We start from the raw sequence: 16,314 nt of genomic DNA on the forward strand, positions 1-16,314 counted from the left end.
GGACTGCTCAGGGAAGCGCGAGCCGCTCGCGCACGACCGCGGCCAGCTGCGAGGCGACCTCGTGGGCCTGCTCGCTGGTGGGGGCCTCGACCATCACCCGGACCAGGGGCTCGGTGCCGGACGGGCGCAGCAGCACCCGACCGCCCTCCCCCAGCGCCTCCTCAGCCAGCCGTACGGCGGCAGCGAGACCCTCATCGGAGGCGCACCGGCTCCGATCGACCCCGCCGACGTTGACCAGGATCTGCGGCGAGCGCACGACCACCCCGGCCAGGTCGGCCAAGGAGCGACCCGTGCGGGCGATCTGCTCGGCCACGTGCAGCGCCGTCAGGGTGCCGTCGCCGGTGGTGGCGTGCGCACTCATGATGACGTGACCGGACTGCTCGCCGCCGAGGCTGAACCCGCCGGCCTTCATCGCCTCCAGCACGTAGCGGTCGCCCACGGCGGTGGTGCGCAGCTCGATGCCGGCCCGGCGCATGGCCTGGTGCAGGCCGATGTTGCTCATCACGGTGGCGACCAGGGTCTGGTCGTGCAGCCGGCCCACCTCCTGCATCGCGATCGCGAGGATGCCGAGGATCTGGTCGCCGTCGACCACGGTGCCGCTCGCATCGACGGCCAGGCAGCGGTCTGCGTCGCCGTCGAAGGCGAAGCCGGCGTCGGCACCGTGCTCCATCACCGCACGGGACAGGCCGTCGATGTGGGTGGAGCCGACACCGTCGTTGATGTTGAGACCGGTGGGCTGGTGATGGATCGGGATGACCTTCGCACCGGCGTGCTCGAAGGCCAGCGGCGCCGACTCGAACGCCGCGCCGTTGGCGCAGTCGAGCACGACGGTCAGGCCGGCCAGCGGCGTCGTCACGGTGCCGACCAGGTGGTCGACGTAGTCGTCGATGCCGCCGACGTAGGCCGTGATCCGTCCGACGCCGGCGCCGGTGGGCGGCGTCCAGACCTCACCGAGGCGCTGCTCGATGGCGTCCTCGAGGGCGTCGTCGAGCTTGACGCCGCCACGGGCGAGGAACTTGATCCCGTTGTCGGGCATCGGGTTGTGGGAGGCGGTGATCACCACACCGAGGTCGGCCTCGAGCGATCCGGTGAGGAACGCGATGCCGGGGGTGGGGATCACGCCGAGGTCGATGACGTCGACGCCGGCCGAGGCCAGTCCTGCCGCGACCGCGGCTTGGAGGAACTGGCCCGAGATCCGGGGGTCGCGACCGACCACCGCACGCGGTCGGTGGCCTTCGAATTGCCCGGCGTCGGCGAGGACGCGGGCCGCAGAAACAGCGAGGTCCAGGGCCAGCGAAGCGGTGAGCGTCTCACCGTTCGCCAGGCCCCGGACCCCGTCCGTGCCGAAAAGGCGCATGCGTTGCTGGCTAGATCAGCGCTTGCTGAACTGGCTCGCCTTGCGGGCCTTCTTGAGACCGGCCTTCTTGCGCTCCACGACGCGGGCGTCGCGGGTCAGGAGACCAGCCTTCTTGAGGGTGGGACGGTTGCCCTCGACGTCGATGCCGTTCAGCGACCGGGCAACGCCCAGGCGCAGCGCACCGGCCTGGCCGGCGATGCCGCCGCCGTGGATGCGGGCGATGACGTCGAAACGACCCTCGAGACCGAGCGCAGCGAAGGGCTCCGCGGCGATCTGGCGGTGAAGGGCGTTCGGGAAGTAGTCCTCGAGCTGGCGGCCGTTGATGGTCCACACACCGGTGCCGGGGACCAGGCGAACCCGGGCGACAGCCTCCTTGCGGCGGCCGGTGGCCGAGCCGGGGGCGATGGTGGCCGGGCGAGCCGGGGTGTCGACGGACGCAGCGGACTCGCTGGTGTAGGCGACACCGGCGGCGTCGGTCTCGAAGGTCTCCTCGACCTCGTTGGTGTACTCGTTCTCAGTCACGATTCAAACCTCTTCGATTACTGGGAGATCTGCGTGATCTCGAAGGGAACAGCCTTCTGGGCGGTGTGGGGGTGCGTCGGGCCCGAGTAGACCTTCAGCTTCTTGATCATCTGGCGGCCGAGCTTGTTCTTCGGCAGCATGCCCCACACGGCCTTCTCGATCGCCTTGCGGGCGTCCTTGTCGAGGATGTCGCCGATCGGGGTCGCGGTCAGACCACCCGGGTAACCGGAGTGACGGTAGGCCAGCTTCGTGGTGCGCTTGTTGCCGGACAGGGAGACCTTGTCGGCGTTGATGACGATGACGAAGTCGCCGGTGTCAGCGTTGGGGGCGAAGATCGCCTTGTGCTTGCCACGGAGCAGGTTCGCAACCTGCACGGACAGGCGGCCCAGACGGACGTCCGACGCGTCGATCACGTGCCAGGCGCGCTCGATGTCGCCGGGCTTCGGAGCATAAGTGCCCACGGTGTGCCTCACTTGTTCGTTGTTCCTCACCGGCGGATTGCCGGTCAGGTGGTGGTGCTCTCGAGGCCTCTGACGAACACAGCCGGGATGGTTACCGGTCTGCCCTCGCACGCGAGAGCGGCAGGAGCCTCGACCGCAGAAGATTACGCGGGGTCGCCGCGCAGGGTCAAAACAGGGGGATATACGGTAGGCGCGTGACTGAATCTCTTACCGTCCGCGACAACCGCACCGGACAGGAGTACGAGGTCCCGATCGTCGACGGCACCATCCGCGCCGCTGACATCGGTCAGATCAAGGCCGGCGAGGACAACCTCGGTCTTGCTGTCTACGACCCCGGCTTCGTCAACACCGCCTCGTGCCGCTCGTCCATCACCTACATCGATGGCGACAAGGGCATCCTGGAGTACCGCGGGTACCCGATCGAGCAGCTGGCCGAGAAGTCCACGTTCCTCGAGGTCGCCTATCTGCTGATCCACGGCGAGCTGCCCACCAAGGAGCAGTTCGACCAGTGGGTCCACAACATCACGTACCACACGTTCGTCCATGAGAACGTGAAGGACTTCATGCAGGGCTTCCGCTACGACGCCCACCCGATGGGCATGCTGATGGCCTCGGTCGGTGCCCTGTCCACCTTCTACCCCGAGTCGCGCAACATCTCCGACGCCGACAACCGCGACATCCAGATCATCCGCATGATCGCCAAGATGCCGACCCTCGGTGCCTGGGCCTTCCGCCACGCGCAGGGCAAGCCGTACGTCTACCCCGACAACGAGCTGAACTACTCGGAGAACTTCCTCTCCATGCTGTTCAAGATGTCGGAGTCGAAGTACGCCCCCGACCCCCGCCTGACCAAGGCTCTGGACACCCTGCTCATCCTGCACGCCGACCACGAGCAGAACGCGTCCACCAACGCCGTACGCTCCGTCGGCTCGACCCAGGTCGACCCGTACTCGGCCGTCGCCGCCGGCGTCGGTGCCCTCTTCGGCCCGCTCCACGGTGGCGCCAACGAGGCCGTGCTGCGGATGCTCAAGCGGATCGGCACCGTCGAGAACATCCCCGCGTTCATCGAGGGTGTCAAGGCCGGCAACGAGCGCCTGATGGGCTTCGGCCACCGGGTCTACAAGAACTACGACCCGCGCGCCAAGCTGATCAAGAAGGCTGCCGAGGACGTCTTCGAGGTCACCGGGACCAACCCGCTCCTCGACGTTGCCGTGGAGCTGGAGCGGATCGCGCTCTCTGACGAGTACTTCGTCAAGCGCCGTCTCTACCCGAACGTGGACTTCTACTCGGGTCTGATCTACGAGGCGCTCCAGTTCCCGCCGGAGTTCTTCACCGTGCTCTTCGCCATCGGCCGTACGCCGGGCTGGCTCGCCCAGTGGCTGGAGCTCACCCAGGACAAGGAGCAGAAGATCGCTCGTCCGAAGCAGATCTACACCGGCGACCGTGGGCTGACCTTCGTGCCGGCCGAAGAGCGCTGGGCCTGAGGGCACCTCAGACTGCTCTGATCCTCCGGACCCGGGTCGTCCCGATCACCATGATCGGGACTGCCCGGGTCCGTTGCATTGGCGGGTGGTGAACCCGGATCTCGCGGGTGGTGAACCCGGATCTCGGCGGTGGTGAACCCGGATCTCGCGCGTGGTGAACCCGGAAGTCGGCTAGGGGCGCGGCGGCAGGGCGGTGCAGTAGACCCAGGCGTCGAAGAACTCCGCCAGGTCCTGGCCCGAGAGCTCTTCGGCCAGGGCGCGGAAGTCCGCCGTCGTGACGGTGCCGCCGCGGTGACGACGTACCCACTCGGGAAGCAGCGCGAAGAACGTCTCCTCCCCGATCCGGCGCCGCAGCGCGTGCAGCGTCAGGGCGCCACGCTTGTAGACCCGGTCGTCGAACATGTCGGCAGCACCGGGCTCGCCCAGGATCAGGTCGCGGGGCTTGGCCGCCAGCGACCGGTGGTGGTGCTCGGCCCAGGCGGCCGCACTGGCCCGGCCCGAGGCCTCCGACCACAGCCACTCGGCGTAGCAGGCGAACCCCTCGTGCAGCCAGATGTCGCGCATCGACGCGGCCGTCACCGTGTTGCCGAACCACTGGTGGGCCAGCTCGTGGGCGACCAGCCGGTTGAGCTCCCAGTCGGGGTCGAGGAAGTTGCGCCCGAAGGTCGACAGCGACTGCGACTCCAGCGGGATCTCCAGGTCGTCGTCGGTGATGACGACCGTGTACGTCGGGAACGGGTACGGCCCGAACATCGTGACGAAGGCGTCCATGATCTGCGCCTGCGCCCCGAAGGCGTCACCCCAGGCCGTGCCCGGCACGGCCGCCAGCGCGATCGGCACCTTCGCCTCCCCCGGTTCGAGGTGGGTGAGGTCGTAGCGACCGATCTGCACCGTGGCCAGGTACGGCGCCATCGGCTCGTCCTGACGGTAGGTCCAGGTCTCGCCGCTGCCGCGACGGATCCGCCCGGCCAGCACCCCGTTGGCCACCACCGTGTAGCCCGGCTGGGTGGTCACCGAGATCGTGTAGGAGGCCTTGTCGTCCTGCCGGTCGTTGCACGGGAACCAGGTCGGCGCGCCGTGCGGCTGCCCGGCGACGATGACGCCGTCGGTGAGCTCCTCCCAGCCGGCGTCGCCGTGGTGGGCCAGCACGGTGGGGCGGGGCACGCCGGCGTACTTGAGCATCAGGGTGAACTCGGTGCCGGCCGCGATCGGGGCCCGCGGGGTGAGCACGATCCGTTCGCCGCGCACGGCGTACTTGGCCGGGGCCTTGCCGTCGATGGTCACCTTCGCCACCGCAAGGTGGGCCAGGTCGAGCACGATCCGGGTCAGCGTCTCCTCGGCGCGCCCGGTGATCCGGGCCTCGCCACGCAGCCGGTTGTCCTCGACGGTGTAGTCCAGGGCGAGGTCGTAGTGCAGCGCGCTCCAGGAGCGGTCGCCGTGGCCGGGCAGATAGGGGTCGGCGGTCGGCAGCATCAGTCGACGTCCCGGGCCAGGCTCGGGGTCCACGGACCGATCGGGTTGCCGATCCACGCAGTCTTGTCCGGCACTGACTCCCCTCTCATCACCAACGACACCGGACCCACCGTCGCGTGCCGCCCCAGCGTCGCCGCTGGGAGAATCACACTATTGGGCCCCAGCGTCGCACCGCGCTTGAGGGTGACCGTGTCGAGGGCGAGTAGCCGGTCGTGGAAGAGATGGGTCTGCACCACGGTGCCGGCGTTGACCGTGGCACCGTCGCCGAGTTCGACCAGGTCGGTCTCGGGCAGCCAGTAGGAGTCGATCCAGACCCCGGTGCCGATCCGGGCGCCGAGCAGCCGGAACCACCACGGCAGCAGCGGCGAGCCGGTGACGTGGGTGGCGAACCACGGCGCCGCGATCACCTCGACGAAGGTGTCGGCCAGCTCGTTGCGCCACACGAACGAGCTCCACAACGGGTGTCCGCCGGGACGGAGCCGGCCGACCAGCGCCCACTTCGCCGCGACCGTGACCAGGGCGGCGACCAGGCCCGCGGTCCAGAGCACCGGGCCGGCGGCGAGCACCGCGACCCACCAGGCCACGCCCCGCCACAGCTCGACCAGGACGAGCACCACGCCCCCGGTGAGCGCCATCCCCAGCGCCGCCGGGATCAGCCGGCACAGCTCGATCAGCGCACGGGCGATCCGCAGCCGCCGCGGCGGCTGGTAGGTCCGACCGGTGTCGGCCTCGGCCGAGGTACGCCGCAGGGGCGCGGGTGGGCTGCCGACGTAGCTGGCACCCTTCGCGACCCGCTTGCGGTTCGGGGCCGCCGAGAGCACCGCGACCAGGGACGCCTTGGGCACACGCCTGCCGGGTGCCGCCATCCCGGAGTTGCCGACGAAGGCCCGCTTGCCGATCTTGACCCGCTCGACCCGGATCCAGCCGCCGCCCAGCTCGTAGCCGCCGATCAGGGTGTCGTCGGCCAGGAACGCCAGGTCGTTGACCTGGGTCAGACTGGGCAGCATCAACACCGTGGAGGCCTCCACGTCGGCGCCGATCCGGGCACCGAGGGCACGCAGCCACAGCGGGGTCAGGCTCGAGGAGTAGAGCGGGAACAGCCAGGTCCGGGCATCGTCGAGCAGCCGCATGGTGGCCCAGACGCTGACGCCGGTCAGGCTCCGGACCGGGTGCACGCCGGGGCTGATCGAGAGCGCCGCCAGTCGGACCAGCAGCCAGATCGCGAACGCCAGCACGAGGTGGCCGACCAGCACGCCGAGCGGTGCCCAGGCCAGCAGCAGCCAGACCTCGGAGCCGTCGGCCGGGGTGCCGGCCAGGGCCACCACCACGCCGATCCCGGCCAGCACCGCGAGCACCGGCAGGGCCGCGATCAGCAGTGCGGTGGCGGCGTACAGGGCGAGCCAGGCCGGCGAGCGCGGCACCCGCTCCTGCCAGGGGCCGCGGGCGTGGCCCGCACCGCGGGTGGCCGGCGAGCCGCTCCAGAACTCCTCGGCCGGGACCTTCCCGAAGACGGCCGAGCCGGCCTGGACCTCCGCACCGGTGCCGACGTCGGCACCAGGCAGCAGCATCGAGCGGGCCCCCACACGGGCTCCGGGACCGACCCGGACCGCGCCGATGTGGACGGTGTCGCCGTCGATCCAGGTGCCCGACAGGTCCACCTCGGGCTCGATCGAGCAGCCCCGGCCCAGGGTGAGCAGGCCGGTCACCGGCGGCAGCGAGTGCAGGTCGACCTCACGACCGACCCGGCAGCCCAGCAGCCGGGCGTACCAGAGCATCAGGGGCGCACCGGCGAGGTTGGTCGCAGCGAGCTCGTCGGCGGCGTGGGTGGCGAACCAGAGCCGCAGGTGGACCTTGCCCCCGCGCGGGTAGTCGCCGGGCTCGAGCCCGCGCAGCACCAGCCGGGCCAGGCCCGCGGCCAGCAGCATCCGCCCCGGCGGGGTGAGGAACGCCAGCGTGGCCAGCACCAGCACCCAGGCCGGTGCGGCCGGGAACCAGGTCGACCAGCGGTGGTGGGCCAGCGTCGAGGCCAGCGCGATCCAGGTCACCCAGCGCGGTGCGGCCAGGGTGCGCAGCCCGACGGTGGCGAGCACCTGCGCGGCCTGCGTCTTGCGCGGTACGGCGGGCACCTCACGGTCTTGCACGGTGCCGCCCTCCCCCGGCCCGCCGAGGGAGTCGAGGTAGCCGGCCAGCCCACCCAGGGTCGGATGCTCGTACACGTCGCCCATCGCCACCTCGGGGACCCGAGCGCGGATCTGAGAGACCAGCTGCGCGGCGGTCAGGGAGCCGCCGCCGAGGTCGAAGAAGTCGTCGGTGGGCGCCGTCGCATCGGCGCCGAGGATCTCCAGCCAGAGTCCGGCCAGCCACCCGGCGGTGCCGTCGAGGTCGGCGCCACCGGCACCCTCGCCACCGGCCCCGGTGCTGCGCGGCAGCGGCCACGGCAGGGCGTCGCGGTCGACCTTCCCCGAGATCCGGGTGGGGATCTCGGGCACGACGGCGAGCCGAGGCACCATCGCGGCCGGCATCTCGGCACGGAGCCGCTCGATCGCCGCGGCCTGGTCGAAGCCGTCGGCGACGGCGAGGTAGCCGACCAGCAGCTGGTTGCCGGCCGCGGTGGTCCGCACCGCGGCGGCGGCGCCGCGCACCCCGTCGAGGTCGAGCAGGGCGTTGTCGATCTCGCCGAGCTCGATCCGGCGGCCACCGAGCTTGATCTGGTCGTCGGCGCGACCACCGAAGAGCAGCCCGGCCGAGTCCCGCACCACGATGTCGCCCGATCGGTAGGCACGCTCCCAGCCCAGCGTCGGCATCGGGGCGTACTTCTCGGCGTCCTTGGCCGGGTCGAGGTAGCGGGCCAGGCCGACGCCGCCGATGATCAGCTCCCCGCTGGCTCCCTCGGCCACCGGCACCCCGGTGGCAGGGTCGACGACCTCGAGGTCCCAGCCGTCCAGCGGCAGCCCGATCCGGACCGGGCCCTCACCGGTGACCAGCGCACCGCAGGCCACCACGGTGGCCTCGGTCGGGCCGTAGGTGTTCCACACCTCGCGTCCGGGGGCCTGGAGCCGGGTGGCCAACTCGGGCGGCATTGCCTCTCCCCCGGTGATCAGCAGTCGTACGGCGGCCAGGCTGGACTCTGGCCACAGCGCGACCAGGGTCGGGACCGTGGAGACGATCGTGATCCGGTTCGCGACCAGCCACGGACCGACGTCGACGCCGGAGCGGACCAGGGCCCGCGGCGCCGGGACCAGGCAGGCGCCGTGGCGCCAGGCCAGCCAGATCTCCTCACAGCTCGCGTCGAAGGCGACCGACAGGCCCGCCATCACCCGGTCGCCGACCCCGATCGGGTCCGCGGTGAGGAACATCCGGGCCTCGGCGTCGACGAACGCGGCGGCGTTGCGGTGGGTGACGGCGACGCCCTTGGGGGTGCCGGTGGAGCCGGAGGTGAAGATCACCCAGCAGTCGTCGGCCGGCGTCGGGTCCTCGACCTCGACCCGCGGGGCACCGCCGGGACGGCGTAGGTCGATCGCCAGGTCGTTGCCGATCACCGCCACCACGGCGGCCTCGGAGAAGACCAGTCGGGCCCGCTCCTCGGGGTCGTCGGCGTCGACCGGGACGTAGGCGGCCCCGGCGAACAGGACGCCGAGGATGGCTACGTACAGGTCCAGGGTGCCGGAGCTGATCCGCACACCGACCTTGTCCCCCGGGCCGATCCCGGCCGCAGCGAGCTCGGCGGCCAGCCCGTCGGCAGCCTCCTCCAGCTCGGCGTACGTCAGCAGGCCGTTGGCCGCGTGCAGGGCCGGCTCGTCGGCAGCCTGAGCGGCCGTCTCACGGAAGAGATCGACCAGCGTTCGCGGCGTCGGCGCGAACCCCGAACGGATCAAGGGCGAGGACTCGGCACTCGTCGGGGTGGACACCCTGGCCACTCTCTCCTATGAAGGTAAACAGCAGGTGCCTTTCAGGACCGTCACAGGATCACACGGCAGAGTGGAGCCCATGAGCGACAACGACCAGACGCCCGAGCCGACCGGCCCGAGCAACCCGGACGCCGAGCCTACGCAGCAGTTCGAGCAGGCGGCCCCGCCCGCCTCACCCTACGCGGGTCCCTCCGGGCCTCCCCCGGCCGGAAACCCCGAGGCGACCACGCCGCTGTGGCTCAACGACACCACCGTCGCTCCGACCGCCGTCGCCACCGCTGAGCGCAAGCCGCGCCGCAAGGCCGGGCTGGCCACCGCCGCCGTGGCGGCCACGGTCGTGCTCGCCGCTGCCGCGGGGTACGGCGGCGCCGCGCTGTTCGACAACACCCACGACACCAGCAGCTCGGGCAGCATCTTCTCCTCCTCGGGGTCGTCGTCCTCGAAGGGCACCAACGCCGTCGCGCCGAGCGGCAGCATCCAGGCGGTCGCCGCCGACGTGCTGCCCAGCGTGGTGAAGATCGAGGTCGCCGGCACCTCGGAGTCCGGCTCCGGCTCGGGCATCATCCTGACCGCCGACGGCACCATCCTGACCAACAACCACGTCGTCGAGATCGCCGGCAAGACCGGCAAGATCCGGGTGGACTTCAACGACGGCTCCTCGGCCAGCGCGACCATCCTCGGCACCGACCCGCTCACCGACACCGCGGTGATCAAGGTCGACAAGACCGGCCTCAAGCCGGCCACCATCGGCTCCTCGGACGCTCTTGCCGTCGGCCAGGGCGTGGTCGCGATCGGGTCGCCGTACGGTCTCGACTCGACCGTCACCTCCGGCATCGTCAGCGCCCTGAACCGGCCGGTCAACGTCGGATCTGACAGCAACAACAACGCCACCGTGTATCCGGCGATCCAGACCGACGCCGCGATCAACCCCGGCAACTCCGGCGGTGCGCTGGTGAACATGGACGGCCAGGTCGTCGGCATCAACGCGTCGATCCGGACCGCCTCGGACTCCACCACCTCCGACTCCGGCTCGATCGGGCTGGGCTTCGCCATCCCGATCGACGAGGTCAAGCCGATCATCGAGCAGATGATCAAGGGCGAGACCCCGACCCACGCCCGCCTGGGCATCACCGTGCACGACGTCGGCGCCGACACGTCCAGCTCGGGCGGCTCCGGTGGCAGCCAGGGCCAGGGTGGCTCCGGCGGCAGCCAGGGCCAGGGCGACGGCTCGGGCGGCTTCACCTTCCCGTTCGGCGGTGGCCAGAGCCAGTCCCCGAGCCAGGGCGAGTCGCAGAGCCCCAGCCAGGGTCAGTCCCAGACCGTCTCCCCGTTCACCCTGCCGGGCGCCCAGATCAAGGACGTCTCCAGCGGCTCCGCGGGCGCCAAGGCGGGCCTCAAGACCGGGGACATCATCACCAAGGTCGACGACCACCAGATCGTCGGCAGCGACTCCCTGGTCGCCACCATCCGCGCCTACCGTCCCGGCGACAAGGTCACGCTGACCTACACCCGCGACGACAAGGAGAAGACGGTCACCCTGACCCTCGACTCCGACGCCTCCAGCTCGAAGAGCTGACCCAGTCCATCTGGCGCTCCTTGGAAAAACGAACAAGGCCCGGAACCGCACTCCCGAAGCGGTTCCGGGCCTTGTTCGCATCCCCGTCGAGGCCCGCGCGCAAGCACGTCGAGAGCGAATCTTTCGACACTCAGGGGCGTACCAGGGCGATCCCGAGAGGAAATCCACTGCATGATCCGTCAAACTAGGAGTATGGGTCTCAAGGCAGCCGTTCGCAGGGTCGCGCTTCGATGGGCGATGCGCAAGTCATCCGGCGGCCTGCCCGACATCACCACGCTGCAGCGCGTGCCCGAGCATCTGACCTATCCGCTGCGCCGCGACGGGGTCGACCCGGTGGCCGCGCTGGCCGCGCAGCGCTCCGCGGATCCGGTGCACGCCATCGGTGACATCCTCGGCATCAAGATCTGGCTGGTCTCGGGCCACGAGGAGGCGAAGTCGGTCCTCGCCGACGCGACGTCGTACTCCAACGACATCCGGCACCTGCTGGGCAACCGCAAGCAGGACGGCGCCGAGGGCGTGGGCGGCCTCGGCTTCACCGACGCCCCCGACCACACCCGGCTGCGGGGCGTGCTGACTCCCGAGTTCACCATGCGCCGTCTGCGCCGGCTGGAGGAGGGCATCGACCAGATCGTCGAGCGCGCCCTGGACGACATGGAGGCCGAGGCCCGGGCCGGCGACGGCACCGTCGACCTGGTCGACCGATTCGGCTTCCAGATCCCGTTCCAGGTGATCTGCGAGCTGCTCGGCATGCCCGAGGAGGTCCGCGAGGAGTTCCACGAGCTCGGCATCGCCCGGTTCGACATCTCCGACGAGGCCGGCGGCGCCGGCGGCGCCTTCGGTGCTGCCACCGAGACCCGCACCTTCCTGATCGACACCGTCACCGCACAGCGCACCGACCCCGGCGACGGCCTGCTCGGCGAGATCATCAGGACCCACGGCGAGGAGTTCGACGACGTCGAGCTCGGGGGCCTGGCCGACGGCCTCTTCCTGGGCGGCTACGAGACCTCCGCGGCGATGCTGTCGATGGGCGCCTACGTACTCACCCAGAACCCCGAGGCCTACCGGCTGCTGCGCGAGGGCACCCCCGCCGAGGTCAACGGCGTAGTAGAGGAGATGCTGCGCTACCTGTGCCCGGTCCAGATCGCCTTCCCGCGCTTCGCCAAGGAGGAGCACGAGCTCTTCGGCCACACCGTGGCCAAGGGCGACGTCGTGATCGTGTCGCTCTCGGGCGCCAACCGCGACCCCAAGGCGATGCCGAACCCCGAGCAGTTCGACCTGCGCAACACCGAGACGATGCACTTCGCCTTCGGCCACGGCATGCACCGCTGCGTCGGCGCCGAGCTGGCCCGGATGGAGCTGCGCGCGGCGCTGGTCGGCCTGGCCCGACGCTTCCCGGACCTGCAGATGGCGACCGAGGACCTCGACGAGCTCGGCTTCCGCAACCTGTCGATCGTCTACGGCCTGGACCGGCTGCCGGTCAGGCTCGCCGGGGCCACCGTCCCAGCCTGAGGCCGCGCTGCCTGCGGATCAGACCCGCCGGGTCTCTACCCGATCAGACCCTCCGGGTCTCGAGGACCCGGAACCCCTTCGCGCTGCCCAGCCGCGTCGTGGGGAAGCCCTGCGCACCCAGCCAGGTGGTCAGGGAATCGGCACCGAGGTTCTTGCCGACCACCATCACCGCACGGCCGGCCGGCGTCAGCATCGGCAGCCAGTGCAGCAGCAGCTCGTGCAGCGCGGGCTTGCCGATCCGGATCGGCGGGTTGGACCAGATCTCGTCGTACTCCCCCGCGGCCTCGGCCGGCAGGCAGGCGCGGTAGTTGCTCAGCCCCAGCCGGGCGGCGTTCTCGTTGGCCAGCAGCAGCGCCCGCTCATTGACGTCGACCGCCGTGACGGTCGCCTCCGGCACCAGGGCCGCGATCGCCAGCCCGATGACGCCGTAGCCACAGCCGACGTCGAGGATGCGCCCCGGGGCCGGCGGCTCGGTCTCACGGAACAGGATCGACGTACCGATGTCGACCCGACCCTTGGCGAAGACACCCGAGCCGCTGGTGAGCTCGAAGGTGCGGTCCCACACCTCGGCGTGGACGGGGATCCGCTCGAAGGCGACCGTCGGGTCGGCGGTGAAGTAGTGCTCCTCGGTCAGCTCGTCACTCATGGGGGGCCACCTCACTCAGGTCGCGTCGGTTGCGGGTGATCAGGAGCCGTCCCTCGAGCTCCTCGTCCGGCGGATAGCCGACCTCCTCGAGGGTCAGCCCACGGGCCGGGGCGATGTGGATCGCACTGGAACGGGTCCGGGCGGCGAGCTGCTCGCGCGCCCAGGACTCCGGCTTGCGGCCCTCACCGATCGCGATCAGGCAGCCGATCAGCGCCCGCACCATCGAGTGGCAGAACGCATCGGCCAGCACCGTGGCGGTGAGCAGGCCGTCGGGATCGCGCTGCCAGACCAGACTGCGCAGCTCCCGGATGGTGGTCGAGTCGGGGCGGGCCTTACAGAAGGTCGCGAAGTCGTGCAGGCCGATCAGGTCGGCGGCCGAGGTGTTCATCACGTCGACGTCGAGCGGTCGGGCCCAGTGCAGCACGTGGTGGCGCCGCAGTGGGTCGTACGCCGTGGGGTCGTCGGCGATCCGGTAGGCGTAGCGTCGCCAGGTCGCACTGAACCGGGCGTCGAAGTGTGCCGGTGCCGCGGTGCTGCGGTGCACCCGGATGTCTCCGGGCAGGATGCCGTTGAGGCGGCGGGTGAGGGCGTCCAGCGGGGTCTGCGGGCTCCGGCCGGCCGAGGACACCAGATCGGCCTCCTCGACGTCGAGGTGGAGCACCTGGCCGCGGGCGTGGACGCCGGCATCGGTCCGTCCCGCCACCGTCACCCAGACCTCGGGGACCCGCAGCGCGCGGGCCAGGGCCGCCTGCAGCTCGCCCTGGACGGTGCGCAGTCCGGGCTGAAGCGCCCAGCCGCTGAAGTCGGTGCCGTCGTAGGCGAAGTCGATCCGGATACGCACGGGTGCCATTGTCCCAGAGCCCGGCCCCGGTCCCGAAAAGGCCGCAGACAGCAAGAACGCCCGCCACCGTGATGGTGGCGGGCGTCCTCGACGTCCTCAGACGATCTCCGGGGAGATCAGGCCTCGGTCTTCTCCTCGGCGACCTCAGCGGTCTCCTCGGCGGGGGCCTCGGCAGCCTCGGTGGTCTCCTCGGCAGCAGCCTCGGGAGCCTCCTCGACGGTCTCGGCAGCCTTCTCCTCGACGACCGGAGCCTTGGCCTTGGCCGCCTTCTTGGCGACGGGCTTCGGGGCGTAGGCCTCGGTCACGAGCTCGATGACCGCCATCGGGGCGTTGTCGCCCTTACGCGGACCGACCTTCGTGATCCGGGTGTAGCCACCCGGACGCTCGGCGAACGTCTCGGCGATCTCGGTGAAGAGGGTGTGCACGACCGACTTGTCGCGGATGGTCTTGAGGACCTCGCGACGGTTGTGCAGGTCGCCCTTCTTCGCCTTGGTGATGAGCTTCTCGGCGAGGGGGCGCAGGGTGCGAGCCTTGGCCTCCGTCGTCGTGATGCGACCGTGCTCGAACAGCGCCGTGGCGAGGTTCGACAGGATCAGCTTCTGGTGGGCGGGCGAACCGCCGAGGCGGGCACCCTTCTTGGGAGTAGGCATAGCCTCTTCCTTTCCTCTCCGGCCGTGTCAGGTACCGGGGTAGACGCGCATCGGACGATGTGCGATTTGGACCGGAGGCCGCGGTCGCGGCCTCCGGCGGTGAAACTTCTCAGTACTGCTCGTCCTCGACGAACGCGTCGTCGTCATCGTCGCTGTAGGCGGCGAGAGCGGCCGACGGGTCGAAGCCCGGAGCGCTGTCCTTGAGGGACAGACCCATCTCGTGCAGCTTCAGTTTGACCTCGTCGATCGACTTGGCACCGAAGTTGCGGATGTCGAGCAGGTCCTGCTCCGAACGGCCGATGAGCTCACCCACGGTGTGGATGCCCTCACGCTTGAGGCAGTTGTAGGAGCGGACGGTGAGGTTGAGGTCCTCGACCGGGAGGGCCAGGTCGGCAGCGAGCTGCTCGTCGACCGGGCTCGGGCCGATGTCGATGCCCTCAGCCTCGACGTTGAGCTCACGGGCGAGGCCGAAGAGCTCGACGAGGGTCTTGCCCGCCGAGGCGAGCGCGTCGCGCGGGGCGATCGACGGCTTGGTCTCGACGTCGATGACCAGCTTGTCGAAGTCGGTGCGCTGCTCGACACGCGTGGCCTCGACCTTGTAGCTGACCTTCAGCACGGGGCTGTAGATCGAGTCGACCGGGATCCGGCCGATCTCGTTGTCGGCGCCCTTGTTCTGCACGGCGGAGACGTAGCCACGGCCACGCTCGACGACCAGCTCGAGCTCGATCTTGCCCTTGTCGGACAGGGTCGCGATCTTCAGGTCGGGGTTGTGCACCTCGACACCGGCCGGCGGGGCGATGTCAGCAGCGGTGACGTCGCCGGCACCGGACTTGCGCAGGTACATGGTGACGGGCTCGTCGTGCTCGGAGGAGACGACCAGACCCTTCAGGTTCAGGATGATCTCGGTGACGTCCTCGCGGACACCGTCGATCGTGGAGAACTCGTGCAGCACGGAGTCGATCTTCAGGCTCGTCACCGACGCACCGGGGATCGACGACAGGAGGGTACGACGAAGGCTGTTGCCCAGGGTGTAACCGAAGCCCGGCTCGAGGGGCTCGATCACGAACCGCGAGCGGAACTCGTCGACGGTCTCTTCCGACAGGGTGGGACGCTGTGCGATCAGCACTGTGTGTTTCCTTCCCGGACCTACCCGCTATTTGACAGGCCCGAACTAACTGAGTGGCGACGATACCGGCTCTTCCTCGCTGACGCTCGGAAGTGGATCCGTCGGCGCCCCACCGAAGTGGGACGCCGACGGGGTCAAACGTAGATCAGAGCTTCGAGTAGTACTCGACGATGAGCTGCTCCTGGACCGGGATGTCGATCTGGGCCCGGGTCGGGAGCTGGTGCACCAGAACGCGCATGCGGTTCGGGAACGCCTCGAGCCAGGCGGGAACGACGCGCTCGCCGTGGGTCTCGCGAGCCACGATGAACGGGGTCATGCCCCAGCTCTTCTCACGGACGTCGATGACGTCGTGAGCCGAGACCTGGTACGAGGGGATGTTGACCTTCTTGCCGTTGACCAGGAAGTGGCCGTGGACCACGAGCTGGCGGGCGTGGCGGCGGGTGCGGGCGAAGCCGGCACGGTAGACCACGTTGTCGAGACGGCTCTCGAGGAGCTGGAGCAGGTTGTCACCAGTCTTGCCATCGCGGCGCTTGGCCTCGTGGTAGTAGTTGGCGAACTGCTTCTCCAGGACACCGTAGGAGAAGCGAGCCTTCTGCTTCTCCTGCAGCTGCGAGCGGTACTCGCTCTCCTTGATCCGGGCGCGGCCGTGCTGGCCCGGGGGGTAGGGGCGACGCTCGAAGGACGAGTCGCCACCAACAAGGTCCACGCCGAGACGGCGGGACTTGCGGGTCATGGGGCCGGTGTAACGGGCCATTTCAGGG

General features: G+C 70.1%; 13 protein-coding genes. 3 read left to right on the plus strand and 10 right to left on the minus strand.

The window, feature by feature from the left end:
- Nucleotides 1–7: 7 nt before the first annotated feature.
- The 3 genes from glmM to rplM are packed head-to-tail and all read right to left on the minus strand — an operon-like array spanning nt 8 to nt 2,340.
- The gene (glmM, locus tag Q1V88_RS11620; protein ID WP_300681359.1) at nt 8–1,357 is read right to left on the minus strand and encodes a phosphoglucosamine mutase; all 1,350 of its coding nucleotides are present in this window, start codon (nt 1,355–1,357) and stop codon (nt 8–10) included.
- A gap of 15 nt (nt 1,358–1,372) precedes the next feature.
- A complete protein-coding gene (rpsI, locus tag Q1V88_RS11625; protein WP_300681360.1) occupies nt 1,373–1,879 on the minus strand; it encodes a 30S ribosomal protein S9 in 507 nt (168 codons plus the stop codon).
- A 17-nt stretch (nt 1,880–1,896) separates the two neighbouring features.
- A complete protein-coding gene (gene rplM, locus Q1V88_RS11630) occupies nt 1,897–2,340 on the minus strand; it encodes a 50S ribosomal protein L13 (protein ID WP_300681361.1) in 444 nt (147 codons plus the stop codon).
- Nucleotides 2,341–2,534: 194 nt separating this feature from the next.
- Between rplM and Q1V88_RS11635 the strand changes: the two genes are divergently transcribed.
- Nucleotides 2,535–3,824: a citrate synthase gene (locus Q1V88_RS11635; RefSeq protein WP_300681362.1), complete on the plus strand. Its 1,290-nt coding sequence runs from the start codon at nt 2,535–2,537 to the stop codon at nt 3,822–3,824.
- Between the two features lie 171 nt (nt 3,825–3,995).
- Here Q1V88_RS11635 and Q1V88_RS11640 read toward each other — a convergent pair whose 3' ends face one another.
- Together Q1V88_RS11640 and Q1V88_RS11645 are read right to left on the minus strand one after the other, a co-directional pair.
- Nucleotides 3,996–5,330, minus strand: coding sequence for a M1 family metallopeptidase (locus tag Q1V88_RS11640; protein WP_300681363.1), 1,335 nt, complete (start codon nt 5,328–5,330; stop codon nt 3,996–3,998).
- Nucleotides 5,297–9,205: a Pls/PosA family non-ribosomal peptide synthetase gene (locus Q1V88_RS11645; protein WP_300681364.1), complete on the minus strand. Its 3,909-nt coding sequence runs from the start codon at nt 9,203–9,205 to the stop codon at nt 5,297–5,299. Before Q1V88_RS11645 ends, Q1V88_RS11640 begins: the two co-directional genes overlap by 34 nt.
- Before the next feature lie 79 nt (nt 9,206–9,284).
- On the opposite strand from Q1V88_RS11645, the gene Q1V88_RS11650 reads away from it, so the two are divergent.
- On the plus strand, nt 9,285–10,781 hold the full coding sequence (locus Q1V88_RS11650) for a trypsin-like peptidase domain-containing protein (RefSeq protein WP_300681365.1): 1,497 nt from the start codon (nt 9,285–9,287) through the stop codon (nt 10,779–10,781).
- A gap of 237 nt (nt 10,782–11,018) precedes the next feature.
- Nucleotides 11,019–12,290, plus strand: a complete 1,272-nt coding sequence (locus Q1V88_RS11655) for a cytochrome P450 (protein WP_300681366.1) — start codon at nt 11,019–11,021, stop codon at nt 12,288–12,290.
- Nucleotides 12,291–12,333: 43 nt separating this feature from the next.
- Here the strand turns inward: Q1V88_RS11655 and Q1V88_RS11660 are convergent, their stop codons facing one another.
- From Q1V88_RS11660 to rpsD, 5 genes are all read right to left on the minus strand, one after another.
- A complete protein-coding gene (locus Q1V88_RS11660; RefSeq protein WP_300681367.1) occupies nt 12,334–12,936 on the minus strand; it encodes a methyltransferase in 603 nt (200 codons plus the stop codon).
- Nucleotides 12,929–13,777 carry a tRNA pseudouridine(38-40) synthase TruA gene (truA, locus tag Q1V88_RS11665; RefSeq protein WP_300681368.1) on the minus strand — a complete coding sequence of 283 codons (849 nt, stop codon included), beginning with the start codon at nt 13,775–13,777 and terminating at the stop codon, nt 12,929–12,931. Before truA ends, Q1V88_RS11660 begins: the two co-directional genes overlap by 8 nt.
- Nucleotides 13,778–13,893: 116 nt before the next feature.
- Nucleotides 13,894–14,427 (minus strand): 50S ribosomal protein L17, encoded by a 534-nt coding sequence (gene rplQ / locus Q1V88_RS11670; RefSeq protein WP_300681369.1) that lies wholly within the window; start codon nt 14,425–14,427, stop codon nt 13,894–13,896.
- 109 nt (nt 14,428–14,536) lie between these two features.
- Complete coding sequence (locus Q1V88_RS11675) at nt 14,537–15,553, minus strand: DNA-directed RNA polymerase subunit alpha (protein ID WP_300681370.1); 1,017 nt, start codon at nt 15,551–15,553, stop codon at nt 14,537–14,539.
- Between the two features lie 145 nt (nt 15,554–15,698).
- Complete coding sequence (gene rpsD / locus Q1V88_RS11680; RefSeq protein WP_300681371.1) at nt 15,699–16,307, minus strand: 30S ribosomal protein S4; 609 nt, start codon at nt 16,305–16,307, stop codon at nt 15,699–15,701.
- Nucleotides 16,308–16,314: the final 7 nt, after the last annotated feature.

This window comes from Nocardioides sp. (assembly GCF_030150155.1).
Classification (GTDB): domain Bacteria; phylum Actinomycetota; class Actinomycetes; order Propionibacteriales; family Nocardioidaceae; genus Nocardioides.